The organism is Saccharothrix isguenensis, assembly GCF_052936305.1.
The window spans coordinates 1-21,283 of the sequence record NZ_CP193626.1; the positions used below are offsets into that span (position 1 = coordinate 1).

Consider the following 21,283-nt stretch of genomic DNA (forward strand, 5'->3'; position numbering starts at 1 on the left):
GTGTCCGACCACCAGGCCGATCTGGGTCTCGTGTGGGAGCAGGTCGTGCAGGAGCTAGCCGCCAGCACGTTGTCTCCCCAGCAACGCGCGTGGATGCGCGTGACCAGACCCATCGGGCTGCTCGACGGGACCGCCCTGCTCGCCGCGCCGAGCGACTTCGCCAAGGAAGCCATCGAGCGCGCGCTGCGCGAACCCATCACCGCGGCGCTCTCGCGTCGTCTCGGCCGTGCCGTGTCGCTGGCCGTGAAGGTCGACTCGCCCGACCCCGTGACCGCGCCGATCCCGGTGCCCGCTGCCGTGCCTGTCGCCATGTCGACATCGGTGTCGGGCATCAACGGCGGCTACGGCATCAACGGCGGCTACGCGGTCGAGGCGGAGACCGAGGGTGACGCCGAGGGCGAAGGCGAAGAGGTCGACGAAGAGGGCGAAGCGCTCGCCGCCGTCACCGAGATCTGGCCCACGTACGGTGGCGGCCACGCCGCGCCGAGCGGCACGCCGTACACGCGACCGGCGAACCCGGTGGCGTCGCAGACGAGGTTGAACGAGAAGTACAACTTCGACACGTTCGTGATCGGCGCGTCGAACCGCTTCGCGCACGCCGCCGCCGTCGCGGTCGCCGAAGCACCGGCCCGCGCGTACAACCCGCTCTTCATCTGGGGTGAGTCCGGGCTCGGCAAGACGCACCTGCTGCACGCGGTCGGGCACTACGCCCAGCGCCTGTTCCCCGGGATGCGGGTGCGGTACGTGTCGACCGAGGAGTTCACCAACGACTTCATCAACTCCCTGCGTGACGACCGGAAGGTCGCGTTCCAGCGCCGGTACCGGGACATCGACGTGCTGCTGGTCGACGACATCCAGTTCCTGGAGGGCAAGGAAGGCACGCAGGAGGAGTTCTTCCACACGTTCAACACGCTGCACAACGCGAACAAGCAGATCGTGGTGTCCTCCGACCGTCCGCCCAAGCGGCTGGAGACGTTGGAGGACAGGTTGCGGACGCGGTTCGAGTGGGGCCTGATCACCGACATCCAGCCCCCCGAGCTGGAGACCCGGATCGCGATCCTGCGGAAGAAGGCGGCGCAGGACCGCCTGGCGGCGCCCGCCGAGGTGCTGGAGTTCATCGCGGCGCGGATCGAGCGGAACATCCGCGAGCTGGAAGGCGCCCTGATCCGCGTGACGGCGTTCGCGTCGTTGAACAGGCAGCCGGTCGACGTCCAGTTGGCGGAGATAGTGCTCCGCGACCTCATCCCGGATTCCCACGCGCCCGAGATCACCGCGCCGACGATCATGGCCGTCACGGCGGAGTTCTTCAGCGTGTCCATAGACGATCTTTGTGGGCCCGGTAAGACGAAGGTGCTGGCGCAGGCGAGGCAGATCTCGATGTACCTGTGCCGGGAGCTGACGGACCTGTCGCTGCCGAAGATCGGTCAGACGTTCGGTGGCCGGGACCACACGACGGTCATGCACGCGGACAAGAAGATCCGCAAGGAGATGGCGGAACGCCGGCGGGTCTACGAGCAGGTGCAGGAACTGACGTCGCGCATCAAACAGCGCGCCCGACACACTCCCTGACGCCTCGCAAACGCTTGCGCCTCACTATGTGGTCCACGATCGAGTGATCGTGGACCACATATGTACGGAAACACCGTTACCGCTCCTCGGTTGACAAGACGGCCCCGCGACCACCCCTCACGCCTCCACCACCCCACCCATACAGCCGCCGCCCGCCTGCCGCGCCCGCCAGCCAGTCGCCCACCGCTGCCAGAGCCGCCGGCCACATCCGGCCCACGCAAGCCCGCCGCAGGCAGGCCCAACCGCCCAGGCCACCCCGGCCCTGGAACGTGGTGCCGCATCGGCATCCGCGTCCCGCCGCACCGCACGCCGCGTCCCACCCCGCGGCCCAACGGCCACGCCTCCCAACGGCCACGCGATCCCGCGGACCCGCCGGACCCATCCCGCCGGACCCATCCCGCCGGACCCATCCCGCCGGACCCATCCCGCCGCGCGCCTGCATCGCGCGCCTGCCACCGCGCACGCGACGACCCGCGCACCAACGGCCCCAATCGGCCACGCCCCAGCTGTCGTTGTGAGCCGCCGGCCCCTGCCACCGCACGCCGCCGCTGCCTGCCACCAAATGCGAGCCGCGATCTTCCTCGCCGCAGCCAGGCCCTCCAGCCTCTGCGCCTTCAGCTCCGCCCCTCCCGTCGCGACTCCCGCGCCGAAGATCGCCCCCGAGGTGCTCGCGCCAACCGCCCGCTCGGCCGGCTTCCTGGCTTGGACCGTCCAGCCGCGACCGGCGACTCCGGCGACCGGGTGCGCGGTCGCCGGAGTCGCCGTCAGTCCGATACGGCCGTCGGGTGGCCAGCCGGGTGACGGGTTCGGACGGTGACGGTCGGGCAACGGCGTGCGGGTGCGGGTGCGGGGGGCGGGGGGCGGTCGGCGGCGGTGCGGTGGGTGGTCGGTCGGCAGCCACGGCGGTGGGCGGGCTGGGTCGGCGGGCACGAGGGTCGGATGGGGCGGCGGCGGGGTCGCGGGCGGGCCGGGTCGAGGAGCCGAAGCGAGGCGGAGCGGAGGGAGCAGAGGGTGGAGCGGAGGGAGCAGAGGGGAGCGGAGGGGTGGAGGGGGCCGACTGAGAAAGAGCGGGGCCGCCCGCGCGCGGGCGGGCTATGGAGAGGACAGCGGTCGGGGGAGCGGGGCGGCGGTGGAGTGGGGCCGCGGTGGGTTGAGGCGGGTGTTCGCGTCCCCGGGTGTCGCCGTCGCCCCCGGGGACGCCGCGATCCGCACCCAGGGACGGTCCGGATCGATCGGCGCCCCGCCGCCGGCACCCGGGTGCGACGCCCGCCATGGGCACCAGGCACGGCTCGAACCCGGGTGCCGCGTCAGCTCGAGCAAGCAGAACCCGCCCGAAACGGGGTGGTTTGACGGCGTCCTCGGCAGATCACCCTTATGGGGTGGCCGATCCCGGTTGGGCGTGGTTCCCGGGCTGGGCTTGAGGTCCCGACTCCGCGCCCGCCCAAGGAGACGCAGGTGAACGACCGGCCACGAGTTGTCCACAGCCCAGGAAAAGTGCCCCGCCGGGGGAGATTCGGCCCACCGTCACCCTGTGCAGCACCCGGGTACAACTCGGCCCACACCCGGGGATGAACCCGGGGACAACTCGGCCTACCTGTGGACCGATCGGACCGTCCCCGAAGTTCTCCCCGGGGACGGCGAGTTGTCCCCGGGTGCCACCCCGTACTTGTCCACACGGCCAAGCGGGCGACACGCTGCGGGAACAAGGGTTGTCCACACAATCCACAGGCCCTACTGCTGTTGCTGTTGTCTTCCCTTGAAGAGAAGAACAAAAGAAAAACAGGCGGCGGTCGAGCCCGGGGACGAGCGCTCGGCAGCGCCTCGCCCCGGGTGTGGCCCCGAGGTGACGAACCACGCCCCGACGCTCTACGGTGGGGAACCTCCGCGCCGTGGGTCGGAAGATCCGGCGAGGGACGCGGCTCCCCAACCCCCACCGCAACGCATGCTGTTGTCGGTCATGCCGACTTGAGGAAGGACGCCTCATGAAGATCCGCGTCGAGCGCGACGGTCTGGCCGACGCCGTCGCCTGGGTCGCTCGCAGCCTGCCGTCGAGGCCGCCTGTCCCGGTGCTCGGTGGCGTCCTGCTCGACGCCGGGGCGGAGGACGGCTCCGGCGAAGCGCTGACGGTCTCCGGCTTCGACTACGAGGTGTCCGCCCAGTGCGGCGTCCCGGCCACCGTCGCCGACGGCGGCAAGGCGCTCGTCTCCGGCCGCCTGCTCGCCGACATCACCAAAGCGCTGCCGAACCACCCGGTCGAGATCGCGGTCGACGGCTCCCGGATGACGATCTCCTGCGGCAGCGCCCGGTTCAGCCTGCCGACCATGCCGGTCGAGGACTACCCGCAGCTGCCGTCCATGCCGCAGCACGCCGGCGAGCTCCCGGGCGAGATCTTCGGCGAGGCCGTCGCCCAGGTCGCCGTCGCGGCCGGCAAGGACGACACGCTCCCGATGCTGACCGGCGTCCGGCTGGAGATCGGCGAGGGCAAGCTGACCCTCGTCGCCACCGACCGCTTCCGCCTCGCCATGCGCGAGTTCCCCTGGGAGCCGAACGAGTCGCTCGGCGAGGTCGCCGTCCTCGTCCCCGCCAAGACCCTGAACGACGCCGCGAAGACGCTCGGCGCGTCCGGCGCCAAGATCACGCTCTCGCTCGCCGCGAACGACGGCCTCCTCGGCCTGTCCGGCACGAACCGCCGCACGACCACCCGCCTGCTCGACGCCGACTTCCCGAAGTACCGCCAGCTGCTCCCCACCGAGCACTCGGCCGCCGCGATCATCGAGGTCGACGCGCTGCTCCAGGCGATCAAGCGCGTGTCGCTCGTCGCCGAGCGCGGCACCCAGGTCCGGCTCGAGTTCGTGGACAACAGCCTCCGCCTGTCCGCCGGCGGCGACGACGAGGGCAGCGCCGAGGAAGAGCTCCCCGTCGACTACACCGGTGACCCGGTCACCATCGCGTTCAACCCGACGTACCTGCTGGAAGGCCTCCAGGCCGTCCGCACGCCGAGGGCGCACTTGTCCTTCACCACACCCAGTCGGCCCGCGCTGCTCAAGCCGGTGGACGAGGATGGGAACGTGGCGCCGGGCTACCTCTACCTGCTGATGCCCGTGCGCCTGCCCGGCTGATCGACAACGCATCCACAGACGTAGGGAAGAGGAACGACCGTGCAGCTCGGACTCGTCGGCCTCGGCAAGATGGGCTTCAACATGCGCGAGCGGATCCGCCGCGCTGGGCACGAGGTGGTCGGCTACGACCGCAACCCGGAGGTCACCGACGCCGAGTCGCTCGCCGACATGGTGAGCGGGCTCGACGCACCACGCCTGGTGTGGGTGATGGTGCCCGCCGGCGACATCACCCGCCAGACGATCGCCGAGCTCGGCGACCTGCTGGAGCCGGGCGACCTGGTGATCGACGGCGGCAACTCGCGCTTCACCGATGACGAGATCAACGCGAAGGCCTTGGCCGAGAAGGGCATCGGCTACATGGACGCCGGCGTGTCCGGTGGCGTGTGGGGCCTGGAGAACGGCTACGGCCTGATGGTCGGCGGCGAGGCCGAGCACGTCGAGCGCGCCATGCCGATCTTCGACGCGCTGCGCCCGGAGGGTCCGCGCGAGGAGGGCTTCGCGCACGCGGGCCGCGTCGGCGCCGGCCACTTCGCGAAGATGGTCCACAACGGCATCGAGTACGGCCTGATGCAGGCGTACGCCGAGGGCTTCGAGCTGCTGGAGGCATCGAAGCTGGTGGACAACGTGCCGGCCACGATCAAGGCGTGGCAGCGCGGCACGGTGGTCCGCTCGTGGCTGCTCGACCTGCTGGTCCGCGCGCTGGAGTCCGACCCGGAGCTGGACGACCTGCGCGGCCACGTGGAGGACTCCGGCGAGGGCCGGTGGACGGTCGAGGAGGCGATCAAGCACGCGGTGCCCGCGCCGGTGATCTCCGCCGCGCTGTTCGCCCGGTTCGCGTCCCGCCAGGACGACTCGCCGGCCATGCGGGCGGTCGCGGCGCTGCGCAACCAGTTCGGCGGTCACGCCGTTCAGGTCGCGGGCCCTTCGTCCGGTTCCGGCTCCACCCAGAGCTGACCCGTTGTACGTCCGGCACCTGCAAGTCGCCGACTTCAGGTCGTGGGAGCACGCCGACCTGGCGTTCGAGCCGGGGGTGAGCGTGCTCGTGGGGCGCAACGGCCAGGGCAAGACGAACCTGGTCGAGGCGCTCGGGTACGTGGCCACCCTGGGCTCGCACCGGGTGGCCACGGACGCGCCGTTGGTCCGGCACGGCGCGCAGCGCGCGGTGGTCCGCACGGCCGTGGTCAACGAGGACCGCGAGCTGCTGGTCGAGCTGGAGATCACGCCGGGCAAGGCGAACCGGGCGCGGATCAACCGCGGCCCGGTGCCTCGCCCGCGTGACGTGCTGGGCATCCTGCGCACGGTCCTCTTCGCGCCGGAGGACCTGGCGCTGGTGCGCGGCGACCCCGGCGAGCGGCGGCGGTTCCTGGACGAGTTGCTGACGACGCGCGCGCCGCGGTACGCGGGAGTCCGCAGCGACTACGAGCGCGTGCTCAAGCAGCGGGGCGCGTTGCTGAAGAGCGTGCGCGCGTCGCGGAACGCGGACATCAGCACGCTCGACGTGTGGGACGGGCACCTGGCCCGGCACGGCGCCGAGCTGCTGGCCGCCCGGCTGGACCTCGTCGCGGACGTCGCGCCGCACGTGGCCGCGGCGTACGCGGAGGTGGCGCCGGAGTCGCGGCCCGCGCGGATCGCGTACCGGTCGAGCCTCGGCGAGGCGCTGCCGGAGTCGCACGACCGCGAGGTGCTGGAGGACGCGCTGCTCGCCGAGCTGCACCGCGTCCGCGGGCAGGAGGTCGAACGGGGCGTGTGCCTGGTCGGGCCGCACCGCGACGACGTCGACCTGGCGCTGGGCGACCTGCCCGCGAAGGGCTACGCCAGTCACGGAGAGTCATGGTCCTTCGCCTTGGCCCTGCGACTCGGGGGGTACGAGTTGCTGCGTGTCGAAGGCGCGGAACCGGTGCTCGTGCTGGACGATGTGTTCGCCGAACTGGACCGCGGCAGGCGCAGCCAGTTGGCGAAGGTGGCCGCCGGCGCGGAGCAGGTGCTGATCACGGCGGCGGTCGCGGAGGACGTGCCCGAGGAGCTGGACGGGCTGCGGTTCGACGTTCGCGACGGGGAGGTGCGTCGTGTCTGACGACTTGCGCCAAACGGGTGTGACCCGAGGCACATCTGGGGACAACCCTGTGGATGGTGTGGATAACTCGGGGTCGGAACTGGACATATCCACACCTGCGGCCACTCCATCGAGTGGTTTGCGGGGTCCGGACCTCGCACGCGCCGCGCTCGAAGCGGCCCGCGCCTCCGCCAAGGCCCGTGGCGCTCGTGGCCCGCGCAAGGGTTCGGTGCCGGCCGCCGGCCGTCGTCGGCGCCGCCGCTGGTCCGGTCCCGGCCCCGATGACCGCGACCCGCAGCCGCTCGGTCGGCTCGCGTCCAGGCTCGCCGCCGACCGCGGCTGGGCCGAGCGGCTGGCGGGTGGCCAGGTGTTCGCCCGGTGGGCGAAGCTGGTCGGTGAGGACGTGGCCGAGCACGCGCAGCCGGTTGCGCTGAGTGACAACGAGCTGACCGTTCAGGCGGACTCGACGGCGTGGGCCACCCAGCTCCGGCTGTTGCAGCGGGACCTGCTGAAGCGGATCGCCGCGGGCGTCGGCGACGGCGTGGTGAAGAAGCTGAAGGTGCAGGGTCCGGCGGCCCCCAGTTGGCGCTACGGCCCCAGGCACGCCCCAGGTCGCGGACCACGTGACACCTACGGGTGACCTGCGCCAGGGCCGCAGCGGCGATTCTGTGGCGCGGTGAGCGCTCACCAGTCGATTTTGACCCCGTGAGCGGCGGTCGGCCCCCATCTGCGTTCACTTGGGGCCGCCTGTGAGCGAACCAGGGGTGTCCTCGGTGGGTTTCTGTCGGACTGCCCCGGTAGGATCGAGGGGTAGCGTGACCCCAGCGTCGCCAGGCGACGAACGCAGTCGCTAGAAGTCTGAGGAGACACCGAGCCCGTGGCAGCCAAGAAGAATGAGTACAGCGCGTCTTCGATCACCGTCCTCGAGGGCTTGGAGGCGGTCCGCAAGCGGCCCGGCATGTACATCGGGTCGACCGGCGAGCGCGGTCTGCACCACCTGATCTGGGAGGTCGTGGACAACTCGGTCGACGAGGCGATGGCCGGCTACGCCACCGTCGTGGACGTCACGCTGCTCGCCAACGGCGGCATCCGGGTCATCGACGACGGCCGCGGCATCCCGATCGACATGCACCCCGTCGAGAAGAAGCCGACGCTGGAAGTGGTGCTGACCAAGCTGCACGCGGGCGGCAAGTTCGACAGCGACTCCTACGCGGTGTCCGGTGGCCTGCACGGCGTCGGCATCTCCGTGGTGAACGCGCTGTCGAGCGCGGTCGACGTCGAGGTCAAGCGCCAGGGTTTCACGTGGAACCAGCGCTTCGAGGCCACCAAGCCCGCGCACGAGCTGCGCAAGGGCGAGCCGACCGACGAGACCGGCACGGCCATCACGTACTGGGCCGACCCGCAGATCTTCGAGGCCACCGACTACAACATCGAGACGATCTCCCGCCGGCTTCAGGAGATGGCGTTCCTCAACAAGGGCCTCACCATCATCCTGCGCGACGAGCGCACGCAGGCCGGTGACGAGGAGGCCGACGCCGAGGGTCACGTCGCGGCCGTGCGCGAGCGCACCTTCCACTACCCGGGTGGCCTGGAGGACTTCGTCCGCCACATCAACCACACCCGCGAGCCGGTGCACCAGAAGGTCGTCTCGTTCGAGGCCAAGGGCGAGGACCTCGAGGTCGAGGTGGCGATGCAGTGGAACACCGGCTACACGCCGTCGGTGTACACGTTCGCCAACACGATCAACACGCACGAGGGCGGCACGCACGAGGAGGGCTTCCGCGCGGCGCTGACCCGGGTGGTCAACGAGTACGCGCGCGAGAAGAAGGTGCTCAAGGAGAAGGACGCCAACCTCACCGGCGACGACATCCGCGAGGGCCTGGCCGCGATCATCTCGGTCAAGCTCAAGGAGCCCCAGTTCGAGGGCCAGACGAAGACCAAGCTGGGCAACAGCGAGGCCAAGTCGTTCGTGCAGAAGTCGACCAACGAGCACCTGGCCGACTGGTTCGAGCGTCACCCGAACGAGGCGCGCACGATCGTCACCAAGGCGGTGTCGTCGGCGCAGGCCCGCATCGCCGCCCGCAAGGCGCGCGAGCTGGTGCGCCGCAAGGGCGCGCTCGACATCGGCGGCCTGCCCGGCAAGCTCAAGGACTGCCGCTCCACCAACCCGGAGGAGTGCGAGATCTACGTCGTGGAGGGCGACTCCGCGGGCGGTTCGGCCAAGGAGGGCCGGGACTCCATGTTCCAGGCGATCCTGCCGATCCGCGGCAAGATCATCAACGTGGAGAAGGCGCGCATCGACCGCGTGCTGAAGAACACCGAGGTCCAGTCCCTCATCACCGCGTTCGGCACGGGCATCCACGAGGACTTCGACCTCGCGAAGCTGCGCTACCACAAGATCGTGCTGATGGCCGACGCCGACGTGGACGGCCAGCACATCCGGACGCTGCTGCTGACCCTGCTGTTCCGCTTCATGCGCCCCCTGATCGAGCACGGCCACGTGTACCTCGCCCAGCCGCCGCTGTACAAGATCAAGTGGCAGCGGCAGGACCCGGAGTTCGCCTACAGCGACCGCGAGCGCGACGGCCTCGTCCGCGCGGGCCTGGCCGCCGGCAAGAAGCTCGGCAAGGACGACAACATCCAGCGCTACAAGGGCCTCGGCGAGATGAACGCCTCGGAGCTGTGGGAGACCACGATGGACCCGGCCCACCGGGTGCTGCTCCAGGTCACGATGGACGACGCGGCCACGGCCGACGAGCTGTTCAGCGTGCTGATGGGCGAGGACGTGGAAGCCCGCCGGTCGTTCATCACCCGCAACGCCAAGGGCGTGCGGTTCCTCGACGTCTGATCCACCTCCGGGCCTGATCCGCCGGCTGCCTGTTAAGGAAGTAGAACTGTGAGCGAGACGACCCTGCCCCCGGCGTCCGGTGGAGACCGCACCGAGCTGCGCGACATCGAGCAGGAGATGCAGAACTCGTACATCGACTACGCCATGAGCGTGATCGTGGGACGAGCGCTGCCCGACGTGCGCGACGGCCTGAAGCCGGTGCACGTCCGCGTGCTGTACTCGATGTTCGACTCGGGCTTCCGGCCGGACCGCAGCTACAACAAGTGCGCCCGCGTGGTCGGCGACGTGATGGGCAACTACCACCCGCACGGCGACTCGGCCATCTACGACGCGCTCGTGCGCCTGGCCCAGCCGTGGTCGATGCGCTACCCGCTGATCGACGGCCAGGGCAACTTCGGCTCCCAGGGCAACGACCCGGCGGCGGCCATGCGCTACACCGAGTGCCGGCTCACGCCGTTGGCCATGCAGATGCTGGCCGACATCGAGGAAGACACGGTCGACTTCCGGGACAACTACGACGGCCGCATCCAGGAGCCGACGGTCCTGCCGTCCCGCGTGCCCAACCTGCTCATCAACGGCAGCTCGGGCATCGCGGTCGGGATGGCGACGAACATCCCGCCGCACAACCTGCGCGAGGTCGCCGAGGGCGTGGTGTGGGCGCTCGACAACTCCGAGGCGTCGGAGGAGGAGACGCTCGAGGCGATGATCGCCCGGATCAAGGGACCGGACTTCCCGACCCACGGTCAGATCCTGGGCACCTCGGGCATCGAGGACGCGTACCGCACCGGCCGCGGCTCGGTGAAGATGCGCGCCGTCGTGGAGATCGACGAGGACGCCAAGGGCCGCACCATCCTGGTCGTCACCGAACTGCCCTACCAGGTGAACCCGGACAACCTGGTCGAGAACATCGCCACCCTGGTCCGCGACCAGAAGCTGACCGGCATCGCGAACATCGCGGACGAGTCGAACCGCCGCTCCGGCATGCGGATCGTCATCACCCTGAAGCGTGACGCCGTCGCCAAGGTCGTGCTGAACAACCTCTACAAGCACACCCAGCTGCAGTACTCGTTCGGCGTGAACATGCTGTCGCTGGTCGACGGCGTGCCGCGCACGTTGCGCCTGGACCAGATGATCCGGCACTACGTGAAGCACCAGATCGAGGTCATCGTCCGGCGCACGAGGTACCGGCTGCGCAAGGCCGAGGAGCGCGCCCACGTGCTGCGCGGCCTGGTCAAGGCGCTCGACCAGCTGGACGCGGTGATCGCGCTGATCCGCCGGTCGGACACGCCCGAGGCGGCGCGCACCGGCCTGATGGAGCTGCTGGAAGTCGACGAGATCCAGGCCAACGCGATCCTGGAGATGCAGCTGCGCCGCCTGGCGGCCCTGGAGCGGCAGAAGATCGTCGACCAGTTGGCCGAGATCGAGCGCGAGATCGCCGACCTCAAGGACATCCTCGACAAGCCGGAGCGGCAGCGCGCGATCGTGCGCGAAGAGCTGATGGTCATCGTCGACAAGCACGGTGACGAGCGGCGCACGAAGATCGTGCCGTTCGACGGCGACGTGTCGATGGAAGACCTGATCGCGGTCGAGGACGTCGTCGTCACGATCACCCGGACGGGTTACGCGAAGCGCACGAAGACGGACCTGTACCGCTCGCAGAAGCGGGGCGGCAAGGGCGTGCAGGGCGCCCAGCTCAAGCAGGACGACATCGTGCAGCACTTCTTCGTGTGCTCCACGCACGACTGGATCCTGTTCTTCACGAACAAGGGCCGGGTGTACCGGGCGAAGGCGTACGAGCTGCCCGAGGCCAACCGCAACGCGCGCGGCCAGCACGTGGCGAACCTCCTGGCGTTCCAGCCGGAGGAGGAGATCGCCCAGGTCATCCAGATCAAGAACTACCTCGTCGCGCCGTACCTGGTGCTGGCCACCAAGAAGGGCCTGGTCAAGAAGTCGAAGCTGTCCGACTTCGACTCCAACCGGTCCGGTGGCCTGATCGGCATCAACCTGCGCGACGACGACGAGCTGGTCGGCGCGGTGCTGTGCTCGGCGACCGACGACCTGCTCCTGGTGTCCAGGGACGGCCAGTCGATCCGGTTCCACGCGAGCGACGAGGCGTTGCGGCCGATGGGCCGGGCCACGTCCGGTGTGCTGGGCATGCGGTTCAACAGCGGTGACGAGCTGCTGTCGATGGGCGTCGTCCAAGAGGGTCTGTTTGTTTTGGTCGCCACCGACGGTGGGTACGCCAAGCGCACGCCGATCGAGGACTACCCCGTCCAGGGCCGTGGTGGCAAGGGTGTGCTCACCATCCAGCACGACCGCAGGCGTGGCAGGCTGGTCGGCGCGCTCATCGTCGACGTCGACGACGAGCTGTACGCGATCACCTCCTCGGGCGGGGTCATCAGGACCAGCGCCAAGGAGGTGCGCAAGGCAGGACGGCAGACGAAGGGCGTCCGGTTGATGAACCTCGGTGAAGGGACCACCCTGATCGCGGTGGCGCGCAACGCCGATGAGCCCACGGACGTCACCAATGGTGACGACAGCTTGATCGTCGGCGCCGCTGACGGTGGCCCGGCCGTCGACCTCGCCGGCGACTCGGTCGACGACGGTTCGACCGCCGACTCGGCCATCGACGGTTCGACCGCCGACTCCGTCGACGGTGATCGGATTGCCGACTCCGCCGAGGGTGACCAGGCTGGGCCTGCCAACTAGCGCGAACGAGAGGTTGAGGACTGCTCGTGACTCCACCCGAGAAGCCAGAGGACAAGACCGCGGTGATCACCCGGCCCGGTGCCGAGCCGACACCGGCGGCCGGCGCCACACCGACCGGTGCCGGGAAGCCGGCGGTCGACCCCTCGGGGGCGTCCGAGCAGCCCGAGACGTCCGCGGTCGGTGCCACCCCGGCCGGCTTGGCACCGGCCGGCTCGGCGACTGGTGCGGCCGACCAGAAGGCCGACGCCAAGGCCGATCCCGAGCCCAAGACGGAGAAGACCGACAGAGCGGCGTCGGAGAACGAAGGGCACCACGTGGGCACGCCGCCGCCGTGGCAGCGGGGCTCCGGTGACGCGCAGTACTCCGAGGCGCAGCAGGTCGGTCCCGCCGACCTGCTGGCCGCCCCGGACCAGCCCACGGTCGAGGCGCACCAGCCCTCGTACCCGTCGAACGACCCGGACACGGTGGCGGTGGCCCGCCCCGTGCTGACGGGGTCGGCCGCACCCGGTGGCCAGGGCGCGTCCGGAGGTGCCCGGACGCAGGTGAACCTGGGTGCGGCCAACGGTGGCCGTCCGGCCGCCGCGCCGTCGGCCCGCCGTCCGGGGCGCGGGCCGCGTCGGGCGAGCCTGCAGGTGAAGCGGATCGACCCGTGGTCGGTGCTGAAGCTCGCGCTCGTGCTGAGCGTGGCGCTGTTCTTCGTGTGGCTCGTGGCGGTCGGCGTGCTGTACGGCGTGCTGAACGGCATGGGCGTGTGGGACAAGATCAACAACACCGCGAACGACCTGCTGCAGGGCAACGAGGCCGGCGGTGAGCCGCTGATCAGCGCGGGGCGCGTGTTCGGCGTGGCGGCGATCATCGGCGCGGTGAACATCGTGCTGTTCACCGCCCTGGCGACGGTCGGGTCGTTCGTCTACAACGTTTCCGCTGATCTTGCGGGTGGGTTGGAAGTGACCCTGTCCGAGCGGGAGTGATCAAGGACCACCCGATTTGGGGCCTCGACGGAGGGTGCTGTAGTCTTGCCGTCGTTGCCCCGAGGGCCTATAGCTCAGACGGTTAGAGCGCTTCGCTGATAACGAAGAGGTCGGAGGTTCGAGTCCTCCTAGGCCCACCGGAAGTTCACAGGTGTTGCAGAGGGGAATCGCCGTGAAGAAGATCATCGCACTGGTCGCCGTCGCGGGTGCGGTCCTGTTCTTCGTCAAGCGCAACCGCTCGGCGAAGGCCGACGCGGACCTGTGGCGCGAGGCCACCGCTCCCACCGACTGACCCGCGAGGGCGGTACATCTGCCGCCCCGTGAGGGGACGTAGCTCAATTGGCAGAGCACCGCCTTTGCAAGGCGGGGGTTAGGGGTTCGATTCCCCTCGTCTCCACGATCCGAGAGGCGAGCTGTGTTCGCGGAGTACGCGAACCGGCTCGCCTCTTCGTGTTTCCGGGGGTGCGACCTCCACGCTCGGACGTAGCGGTCGACTGACCGACCCCTGTGCCCGACCTCCGTGCCGACCTCCGTGCCCGTGCCGCATCCCCGTTCCCGGCCCTCGGGTGCTGATGTCCCGCAACGTTGACGTCATCTAGGGGGAGCGCAACTTTCGGATCTCGTGTTAACTGGGTGTTGCGACTCGCACGTCCGGATGGGCGAGTGGTCGCGTTCGCGGTATGGCAGCAAGGTGAGGGCCCGCACCCAATGCCGCTGGGTGCGGGCCCTCGTTGTGCCCTCTGCTATGCGGTGACGAGCACGCCCTGCTTCTGCTTACGTGCGGCGAGCACCGTGTCGACGGCCCAAGAGCCGGGACCGATGAACGCCAACAGCAGGAACACCCAGCAGTACACTGCGGCCGGCTCGCCACCGTTCATGATGGGCATGAGGGCCTTGGGCTGGTGAACCACGAAGTACGCGTATGCCATCGCTCCCGAAGAGAGCAGCGCGGCGTACCTGGTACCCAGGCCGATCATGATCAACGCACCACAAACCAGCTCGATCAGACCAGCGGGGCCGCCAGGCCAGCTGGTGATCGACACGGCACCCTTCGTGGACCCCAGCACGCCGAAGAGAGTCTTCGCGCCGTGGCACAGGAACAGGAAACCGACGACCATTCGGAACACAGCGATAGCATGCTCGCGACCGCGGTCAAAGATGTTCATCTTGACTCTGTCCTTACATTGCAGAGGCGGCCGGCAGGGTAAGGACAAACCTAACGGGCATCACGCGATGTGCCTAGATGGTGACCCTGTCGGTTCGCGGTTCGCCGTCTGATTGACTGGCTGCCCTATGAACCGAGCGCTGCACACCGCCCTGCCGTCCCTGTTGGTCCTCGGTGCGTTGGTCGCCTGCGGCACCGCAGATCCTTCCCCGACGCCGGCCACCGAGACCAGCACAGTCGCGCCGACGACCACGGCCGGCCCCGCCGGACCACCACCCCCGCCCGAGCCCGTGACCGACGGCCAGTGCCCCTACCTGGCATCTTCGGTCGTGCAGGAGGCGAACGGACAGCTCGTCCGAAAGGTTCGGCTTTCCGCCGACCAGCCGAACCCGGCCTGCTTCTTCTACGCCGACGGAAGTGACGTCCAGCTGTCCGTCTGGGTGTTCCAGGGTGACGCGATGATGGCGAAAGCGGTGGTCGACCGGGCCGCGCCGGTCGCCGACTCGAACCCCGCGGCAGCGCCCGAGGGTTGGAACGGCGGGTCGTTGACCACCGACACGGGCGCGGTCTACGCCGTCGCCAAGGACGGCCACGCGGTGGTCGTGACGAGCAACCAGAAGCAGACGATCAAAACGCGCCGGGTGGCCGAGACGGTCGTCGGCAACCTGGGCCTGTAGGGACGCACGACTTCGCGCCCGACCCGGAGCGGGTCGGGCGCGAAGTGCTTCCTGCGGTCAGCTGCGGCTGTGCTGGTCGGACACCTGGCCGTTGCGCGCCGCGTGCGGGTGCACGGACTCGGTGGTGGGGTCGGTGGTGTCGACGGTTTCCAGCGTCGGCTCCACGTCGTCCTCCAGGCGCACCTCCTGCGGCCGCTTGGTCAGCGCCATGTACCCCGCGACGGCGGCTGCCGCGAACACGCCCAGCACCCACGGCCAACGGCGGCGCTTGTGCGGCGTCGAGCCCATGTCCTTGCGGGCCTTCTTCGCGACCTTGCGCATCTCCTTCGCGCGCACCTTGGCGTCCTTGCGCGCCCGCTCGGCGGCCTTGGCCATGTCCTTGCGGACGGTCTTGGCCCGCTTCGCGAGCTGCTTGCGACCGCGCCGGGTGGACTTCTCGTACTCCTCGGCCCTCTCCACCAGCGCGCCCGCCTTGTCGGCGACGATGCCCCGGACGTAGTCCCTGGTCATGCCGCGCTCGGCGAGCTTGCCCTCGGCCCGCCCCGCGAGCTGAACGGCTGCGTCCGCACCGGCGTGACCAGCGCGAACGGCACCGAGGCGGGCAGCGCGCACCGCCTTGCCGACCGACTCCCCGGCCCGGGTCATGGCGTCTACCTCATCCATATCTCGCTCCAGCAGCTGTCGGTCAGTGACGTTCCAGGCAATACCCATCGTGCCCCTTTCCCAACCACCTCGCCCGGTGATGGCACGATGGGGTGCGTGGCTGACAGCAAAGAATCGTTCGTCGGGACCAAGGTGACGGCGACCCTGCACACGTCGCAGGGCGACATCCGCATCAACCTCTTCCCCGACCACGCCCCCAAGACGGTGGCCAACTTCGTCGGTCTCGCCGAGGGCACGAAGGACTACACCGAGCCCAACGCGAAGGGTGGGACGTCCGGCCCGTTCTACGACGGCTCGGTCTTCCACCGGGTGATCGCGGGCTTCATGCTCCAGGGCGGCGACCCGACCGGCACCGGCCGCGGCGGTCCGGGCTACAAGTTCGCCGACGAGTTCCACCCGGAGCTGCAGTTCAACAAGCCCTACCTGCTGGCGATGGCGAACGCCGGACCCAACAGCAACGGCTCGCAGTTCTTCATCACGGTCGGGCCGACCACGTGGCTGAACTTCAAGCACACGATCTTCGGTGAGGTCGCGGACCAGGAGTCGCGCACCGTGGTGGACGCGATCGGCGCCACCCCCACCGGCGCCGGCGACCGCCCGGTCACCGACGTGGTCATCGAGAAGGTCTCGGTGGAGCGGTCCTGAGTGGCGGACTTCCCGACATCCCCGCCGCCCGGTGAGCCGATCGGGGCGCGTCCGGACCTGCCGGTCTGCGTGCGCCACCCCGATCGGGCCACCGGGCTGCGGTGTGTCCGCTGCGACCGGCCGGCGTGCCCCGCGTGCCTGCGCGAGGCGTCCGTCGGCCACCAGTGCGTCGACTGCGTGAACGAAGCCCGGGCCACGGTGCGCCGACCGCGGACGGTCGCGGGCGCCGAGGTCTCGCAGGGCGTGGTCGTCACGCCGGTGCTGATCGCGCTGAACGTGCTGATGTTCGGCGTCACCGCGGTGCAGGCGGGCAGCCTGGCGGACAACCAGCTGTCGCCCCTGTTCCGCGACTTCGTGATGTGGACGAGAGCGGTCGCCGCCGGGGACGAGTGGTGGCGGATGGTGACGTCCGGGTTCCTGCACTACGGGCCCGCGCACCTGGCGATGAACATGATCGCGCTGTTCGTGCTCGGCCGGCTCCTGGAACCGCAGTTCGGCAAGCTGCGGTTCACCGCGATCTACCTGGTGTCGCTGCTCGGCGGCAGTGTGTCGGTGTACCTGTTCGGCGGGATCGACGACGGGGTGGCCGGCGCGTCCGGCGCGGTGTACGGCCTGATGGGCGCGCTGCTGGTGGCCGTGCTGAAGCTGAAGCTCAACGCGAGCTCGGCGCTGGTCGTGATCGGCTTGAACCTGGTGCTCAGCGTCACCCTGCCGGGCATCTCGCTGCTCGGGCACCTCGGCGGGCTGGTGATCGGGGCGGCCGTGGCGGCCGGGTTGCTCTACGCGCCGAGGGAGAAGCAGGCGAACTGGCAGGCGGCGGCCGTGGCGGGCGCGTTCCTGCTGCTCGTGGTGATGACGGTCGTGCGGACCGGTCAGCTGCTCTGACGGCCCGGCGCCGGCCGCGTGCCGGCGCTGGACCAATGCCCGTCACGGGCGCAGGGCGTGGAGGACGTCCGCCACGTCGCGCGGGTCCGTGCCGAGGTCGATCGGGGTCAGCACGAACAGCTGCTCGTCCTCGCCGTGCTTCCAATCGAGCTCCAGCGTGGCCGTCTCGCGACCCAGCCTGCGGGTGCGGGCGATGCGGACCTTCACCTCGTGCCACGGCAGCTGCCTCGCCCCGCTGAGGGTGCGGACGGTGAGGCCTGAGTCGTCCACCACCAGCCTGGGGCGCACGAATGTGCCGTAAGCACCCAGGGCGAGCAGCAGGAGCGTGGCGAGGCCGAGGAAGACCCGGCTCGTCGCCTCCGAACTGAGGATCGTGACCAGCAGTGACACGGCGGCCAGACCCCAGGCGAGGCCGACCATGCCCGGTTGTGGTGACCAGGAGCGCGTTGGGTTCACGCGTTCGAGTCTGCCGCACTTGTGGACAACTAGAGCCCTCGACCGGCGCTTGTGCGAACTGGCGCAAAGTTGTCCACAGGAGTTGTCCCCATTGGGGATGACTTACACCCGTGTGTTTCGGTGACCGTCCGGTGAACCAGGTGAACTACGGGGTAACGCGAAACGGCCCGGACGTGGTGCTCGTCCGGGCCGTCTGCCACTTGGCGTAGCGCGTGGTCAGCGCCATTTCATGGTCATCAGCAAGCCGACGATCATCAGGGCGAATCCGATGCCGAAGTTCCAGGACCCTAGGTCCATCATCACCGGGACCTTCTCGCCCGCGATGTAGTTGACCACCAGCCACGCCAGCCCCAACAGCATCATGCCGAGCATCACGGCGACGTAGACGGGGTGCGACGGCCCCGCTGCCTTGACCTTCACCGGGGTGCGGCGATCGGCAGGCGCCGTGTAGACGGCCTTCTTGCGGACCTTGGACTTGGGCATGCTGTCCTCGCCTGACGGGTGGATAGGCCTCCAGTGGCCGCGAGTTCACGTCCACTGCTGGATGAACACGTTAACGTAACCGGGCAGGTCCCTGAAGCACCGTGTAGTTCTGGAACGTTCGGTTTGGGAGGTTTTTCGGTGAGCTACGACCCGCCTCCGCCGCAAGGCGGCCCGCCGGGCCGACCGCCGCGACCCAGGCCACAGCCGCCGCAGGGCCCCGGCGAACCGCCGCCCCCGGGCTACCGGCCACCCACTCCACCTGCGGGTTTCGACCGTCCACCGACCCCGCCGGGCGGTTTCGACCGGCCCGCTGCTCGCCCGGACCGACCGCTCACCCCGCCCGGCGGGTTCGACCGACCGGTCACGCCACCGGGTGGACTCGATCGTCCCGTTCCCCGGTCCGGAGGTGCCGACCGACCGGTCACACCACCCGATGGGTTCAACCGCCCGGGCGACCACCACCCGTCCCGCGCCGAGCCGCCGCGCCCGGAAGCGCCGTACGCCGAGCCGCCGCGGGCCGAGCCGCCGGCCACCGGTCGCCGTGCGCGGCGCGACGACGTGCCGCCCCGGGAGCACCGGCCGCAGCCGCCGTACGGGGAACCGCCGTACGCCGAGCCTCCGCAGGCCGAGCCTCCGCCGTCCGGCCGTCGTGCGCGCCGGGACGACGCGGGGCCCGGTGTCGAACCGCCATCCGGACGCCGTGCGCGTCGGGACGACCCGGGGCCGCCGGCCGAGCCGCCGTACGCGGATCCCTCGTACGCGGACCCCGGGTACGGCGACCTGTCACGCCCTGAGCCGGCGCGCCCCGACCCGTCGCGTCCTGAGCCTCCGCGTGCCGAGCCTCCGCCGTCCGGGCGTCGTGCCCGCCGGGACGACGCGGGACCGGGCGTCGAGACGACCTACGTGGAGCCCGTGCGAGTGGACCCGCCGTCCGGACGGCGGGCCCGGCCCGACGACGCGGCCCCCGTCCCGCCAGCGCCGGGTCGCCGCCGTGCGCCGGAAGACCCGGCGAACCGACCCGCGACACCGGACGTCGCCGCCCGCCTCGGCGGAGCCGCGCCACCGCCCGGTCCGCGCCCTCGGCCCACCCCGCCGCTGGACGCCGACGCCACCCGCTACACCAACGCGTTCTCCGGCAGCCTCCCGCCGCCGCCGGGGGCGCGCCCACCCGCGCCGCAGCGCCGCCCCCTCCCGGTGGACCCGCCCACCGAGCTCATCGCCCCCGTCGGCGACGGCCACCCCGAGGACGGCTACGCGGACGACTACGAGGACGCGTACGAGGAATACGACGACTACGAGGACGAGGCCTACTACGACGACGAGCAGCCCGCGCCGCCGCCGGACAGCGCCGCCCGCAAGACCGTCCGCACCATCGGCGAGCTGCTGATCACGGCGGGCCTGGTCATCCTGCTGTTCGTGGTCTACGAGGTGTACGTCACCGACCTCATCTCGGCGGGCAAGCAGGGCGATGCCACCGAGGCGCTGGACGAGCAGTGGAACTCGAACACCGTCGAGGCCGACCCGCAGCGCAAGGCCCAGTACGAGCTGCTGGACGGCCAGGCGTTCGCCAAGATGTACATCCCGGCCTTCGGCCCGGACTACAAGTTCTCCATCGTCGAGGGCACCACGGACAAGGACCTGGAGATCGGCCCCGGCCACTACAAGGGCACCGCGCTGCCGGGTCACCCGGGCAACTTCGCCGTCGCGGGCCACCGGGTCGGCAAGGGCGCACCGTTCAACGACCTGGACCTGCTCAACCCGTGCGACGCGATCGTGGTCGAGACGCAGACCGAGTGGATCGTCTACCGGATGCTGCCGAAGTCCGGTGACGTGGCCGGCTGGGCGGAGAAGCAGGCGGCGAACGCCAAGTGCGCGAAGGTCTCGCCGCTGGGCGCGCCGTACGACAAGACGGTCGGCCAGGAGATCGTGCTGCCCACCCAGGGCGAGGTGATCGACGTGGTGCCGCACTTCGCCGGTGAGCCGCCCCCCGAGGCGCAGCAGGTGTCGTTGATGACGCTGACCACCTGCCACCCCCGGTTCTCCGACAAGCAGCGGCTGATCGTGCACGCGGTGCTGGCGGACACCTACCCCAAGGCCCCCGGTTTCATCCCCGAAGAGATGAAGGAGCAGTGATGTACGGGTGGATCTGGCGGCACCTGCCGGGCCCGCTGCCCGTGCGCATCATCGAAGCGGTGGTGCTCGCGGCCGGCGTGGTGGCGCTGCTGATGTTCGTCGTGTTCCCGTGGGCGGAGCCGAAGCTGCCGTTCAACAACGTGACGACGCCCCAGTAGCCCGCCGCCGATATCGCTTCGGCCGCGGAGTTCGTCACGGCTAGGCTGGCGGCATGCGCGTGCTCGTGGTCGACAACTACGACAGCTTCGTCTACAACCTCGTCCAGTACCTGGCCCAGCTCGGGGTCGAGTGCGTGGTGCGGCGCAACGACGCCGTCGAGCTGGACGAGGTCGGCGAGGTCGGCGGCGTCCTCGTCAGCCCGGGGCCCAGCACGCCGGACAAGGCCGGTCGGAGCATGGACGTCATCCGCCACTGCGCGGACCAGGGCGTTCCCGTGTTCGGGGTGTGCCTCGGCCACCAGGCGATCGGCGCCGTCTGGGGCGGCACGGTCGACCTCGCGCCGGAGCTGCTGCACGGCAAGACCAGCGTGGTGCACCACAACGGCGTCGGCGTGCTGGAAGGCGTGCCCAGCCCGTTCACCGCGACGCGCTACCACTCGCTGACCGTGCTGCCGGACACCATCCCGGTCGAGTTCGAGGTGACCGGCCGCACCGAGTCCGGCGTGGTGATGGCCATGCGCCACCGCGAGCTGCCGGTCGAGGGCGTCCAGTTCCACCCCGAGTCCGTGCTGACCGACGGCGGTCACCGGATGCTGGCGAACTGGCTCGCGGTGTGCGGCTTCCAGGTGCCGGAGGCGACCGTGGCGCACTTGGAGGACGGCATGCGCCAACTCGCCGCCGCGGCCCGCCAGAAGTAGGCCGACCCCCGGACAGGACGATGGCCCCCTCCGCGGAGGGGGCCATCGTCG

18 protein-coding genes, 2 tRNA genes and 1 pseudogene are annotated in these 21,283 nt (G+C 70.2%); 17 read left to right on the forward strand and 4 right to left on the reverse strand.

From position 1 onward, the window contains the following. From dnaA to ACRAKI_RS00055, 11 genes and pseudogenes are all read left to right on the forward strand, one after another. Complete coding sequence (dnaA, locus tag ACRAKI_RS00005) at positions 1-1,569, forward strand: chromosomal replication initiator protein DnaA (RefSeq protein WP_447004988.1); 1,569 nt, start codon at positions 1-3, stop codon at positions 1,567-1,569. A 1,982-nt stretch (positions 1,570-3,551) separates the two neighbouring features. Beyond that, complete coding sequence (dnaN, locus tag ACRAKI_RS00010; RefSeq protein ID WP_447004989.1) at positions 3,552-4,688, forward strand: DNA polymerase III subunit beta; 1,137 nt, start codon at positions 3,552-3,554, stop codon at positions 4,686-4,688. Positions 4,689-4,727: 39 nt separating this feature from the next. After that, positions 4,728-5,642, forward strand: a complete 915-nt coding sequence (gene gnd / locus ACRAKI_RS00015) for a phosphogluconate dehydrogenase (NAD(+)-dependent, decarboxylating) (protein WP_447004990.1) — start codon at positions 4,728-4,730, stop codon at positions 5,640-5,642. A gap of 4 nt (positions 5,643-5,646) precedes the next feature. Then, positions 5,647-6,762: a DNA replication/repair protein RecF gene (gene recF, locus ACRAKI_RS00020; protein ID WP_447004991.1), complete on the forward strand. Its 1,116-nt coding sequence runs from the start codon at positions 5,647-5,649 to the stop codon at positions 6,760-6,762. Between the two features lie 118 nt (positions 6,763-6,880). After that, entirely contained in the window at positions 6,881-7,381 is a 501-nt protein-coding gene (locus tag ACRAKI_RS00025; RefSeq protein ID WP_447004992.1) for a DciA family protein, read from the forward strand. A 237-nt stretch (positions 7,382-7,618) separates the two neighbouring features. Continuing rightward, the gene (gene gyrB / locus ACRAKI_RS00030) at positions 7,619-9,589 is read left to right on the forward strand and encodes a DNA topoisomerase (ATP-hydrolyzing) subunit B (RefSeq protein WP_447004993.1); all 1,971 of its coding nucleotides are present in this window, start codon (positions 7,619-7,621) and stop codon (positions 9,587-9,589) included. Positions 9,590-9,637: 48 nt separating this feature from the next. Next, entirely contained in the window at positions 9,638-12,298 is a 2,661-nt protein-coding gene (gyrA, locus tag ACRAKI_RS00035; protein WP_447004994.1) for a DNA gyrase subunit A, read from the forward strand. A gap of 26 nt (positions 12,299-12,324) precedes the next feature. Then, a complete protein-coding gene (locus ACRAKI_RS00040; RefSeq protein ID WP_447004995.1) occupies positions 12,325-13,269 on the forward strand; it encodes a DUF3566 domain-containing protein in 945 nt (314 codons plus the stop codon). A gap of 63 nt (positions 13,270-13,332) precedes the next feature. Continuing rightward, a tRNA-Ile gene (locus ACRAKI_RS00045) sits at positions 13,333-13,406 on the forward strand. Between the two features lie 35 nt (positions 13,407-13,441). Continuing rightward, positions 13,442-13,558 (forward strand): annotated as a pseudogene (locus tag ACRAKI_RS00050) (DLW-39 family protein); the annotation flags it as partial. A 35-nt stretch (positions 13,559-13,593) separates the two neighbouring features. Then, positions 13,594-13,666 (forward strand) — tRNA-Ala (locus tag ACRAKI_RS00055). Positions 13,667-14,012: 346 nt separating this feature from the next. Here ACRAKI_RS00055 and ACRAKI_RS00060 read toward each other — a convergent pair. Beyond that, on the reverse strand, positions 14,013-14,435 hold the full coding sequence (locus tag ACRAKI_RS00060; protein WP_447004996.1) for a DoxX family protein: 423 nt from the start codon (positions 14,433-14,435) through the stop codon (positions 14,013-14,015). 127 nt (positions 14,436-14,562) lie between these two features. Between ACRAKI_RS00060 and ACRAKI_RS00065 the strand changes: the two genes are divergently transcribed. Then, entirely contained in the window at positions 14,563-15,111 is a 549-nt protein-coding gene (locus ACRAKI_RS00065; protein WP_447004997.1) for a DUF2020 domain-containing protein, read from the forward strand. A 57-nt stretch (positions 15,112-15,168) separates the two neighbouring features. On the opposite strand, the gene ACRAKI_RS00070 is transcribed toward ACRAKI_RS00065, so the two are convergent. Beyond that, positions 15,169-15,756: a hypothetical protein gene (locus ACRAKI_RS00070; RefSeq protein ID WP_447004998.1), complete on the reverse strand. Its 588-nt coding sequence runs from the start codon at positions 15,754-15,756 to the stop codon at positions 15,169-15,171. 105 nt (positions 15,757-15,861) lie between these two features. Here ACRAKI_RS00070 and ACRAKI_RS00075 point away from each other — a divergent pair, with 105 nt between their 5' ends. After that, positions 15,862-16,419: a peptidylprolyl isomerase gene (locus ACRAKI_RS00075; RefSeq protein ID WP_447004999.1), complete on the forward strand. Its 558-nt coding sequence runs from the start codon at positions 15,862-15,864 to the stop codon at positions 16,417-16,419. After that, on the forward strand, positions 16,420-17,304 hold the full coding sequence (locus ACRAKI_RS00080) for a rhomboid family intramembrane serine protease (protein WP_447005000.1): 885 nt from the start codon (positions 16,420-16,422) through the stop codon (positions 17,302-17,304). A gap of 42 nt (positions 17,305-17,346) precedes the next feature. Here ACRAKI_RS00080 and ACRAKI_RS00085 read toward each other — a convergent pair whose 3' ends face one another. Continuing rightward, positions 17,347-17,760, reverse strand: coding sequence for a PH domain-containing protein (locus ACRAKI_RS00085; RefSeq protein WP_447005001.1), 414 nt, complete (start codon positions 17,758-17,760; stop codon positions 17,347-17,349). A 216-nt stretch (positions 17,761-17,976) separates the two neighbouring features. After that, a complete protein-coding gene (gene crgA / locus ACRAKI_RS00090) occupies positions 17,977-18,243 on the reverse strand; it encodes a cell division protein CrgA (protein WP_053714567.1) in 267 nt (88 codons plus the stop codon). A 912-nt stretch (positions 18,244-19,155) separates the two neighbouring features. Here crgA and ACRAKI_RS00095 point away from each other — a divergent pair. The 3 genes from ACRAKI_RS00095 to ACRAKI_RS00105 are packed head-to-tail and all read left to right on the forward strand — an operon-like array spanning position 19,156 to position 21,232. After that, entirely contained in the window at positions 19,156-20,376 is a 1,221-nt protein-coding gene (locus ACRAKI_RS00095) for a class E sortase (protein ID WP_447005002.1), read from the forward strand. Then, a complete protein-coding gene (locus tag ACRAKI_RS00100) occupies positions 20,376-20,534 on the forward strand; it encodes a hypothetical protein (protein ID WP_447005003.1) in 159 nt (52 codons plus the stop codon). Before ACRAKI_RS00095 ends, ACRAKI_RS00100 begins: the two co-directional genes overlap by 1 nt. A 53-nt stretch (positions 20,535-20,587) precedes the next feature. After that, positions 20,588-21,232 carry an aminodeoxychorismate/anthranilate synthase component II gene (locus ACRAKI_RS00105; RefSeq protein WP_447005004.1) on the forward strand — a complete coding sequence of 215 codons (645 nt, stop codon included), beginning with the start codon at positions 20,588-20,590 and terminating at the stop codon, positions 21,230-21,232. The last annotated feature ends 51 nt before the right edge of the window (positions 21,233-21,283 follow it).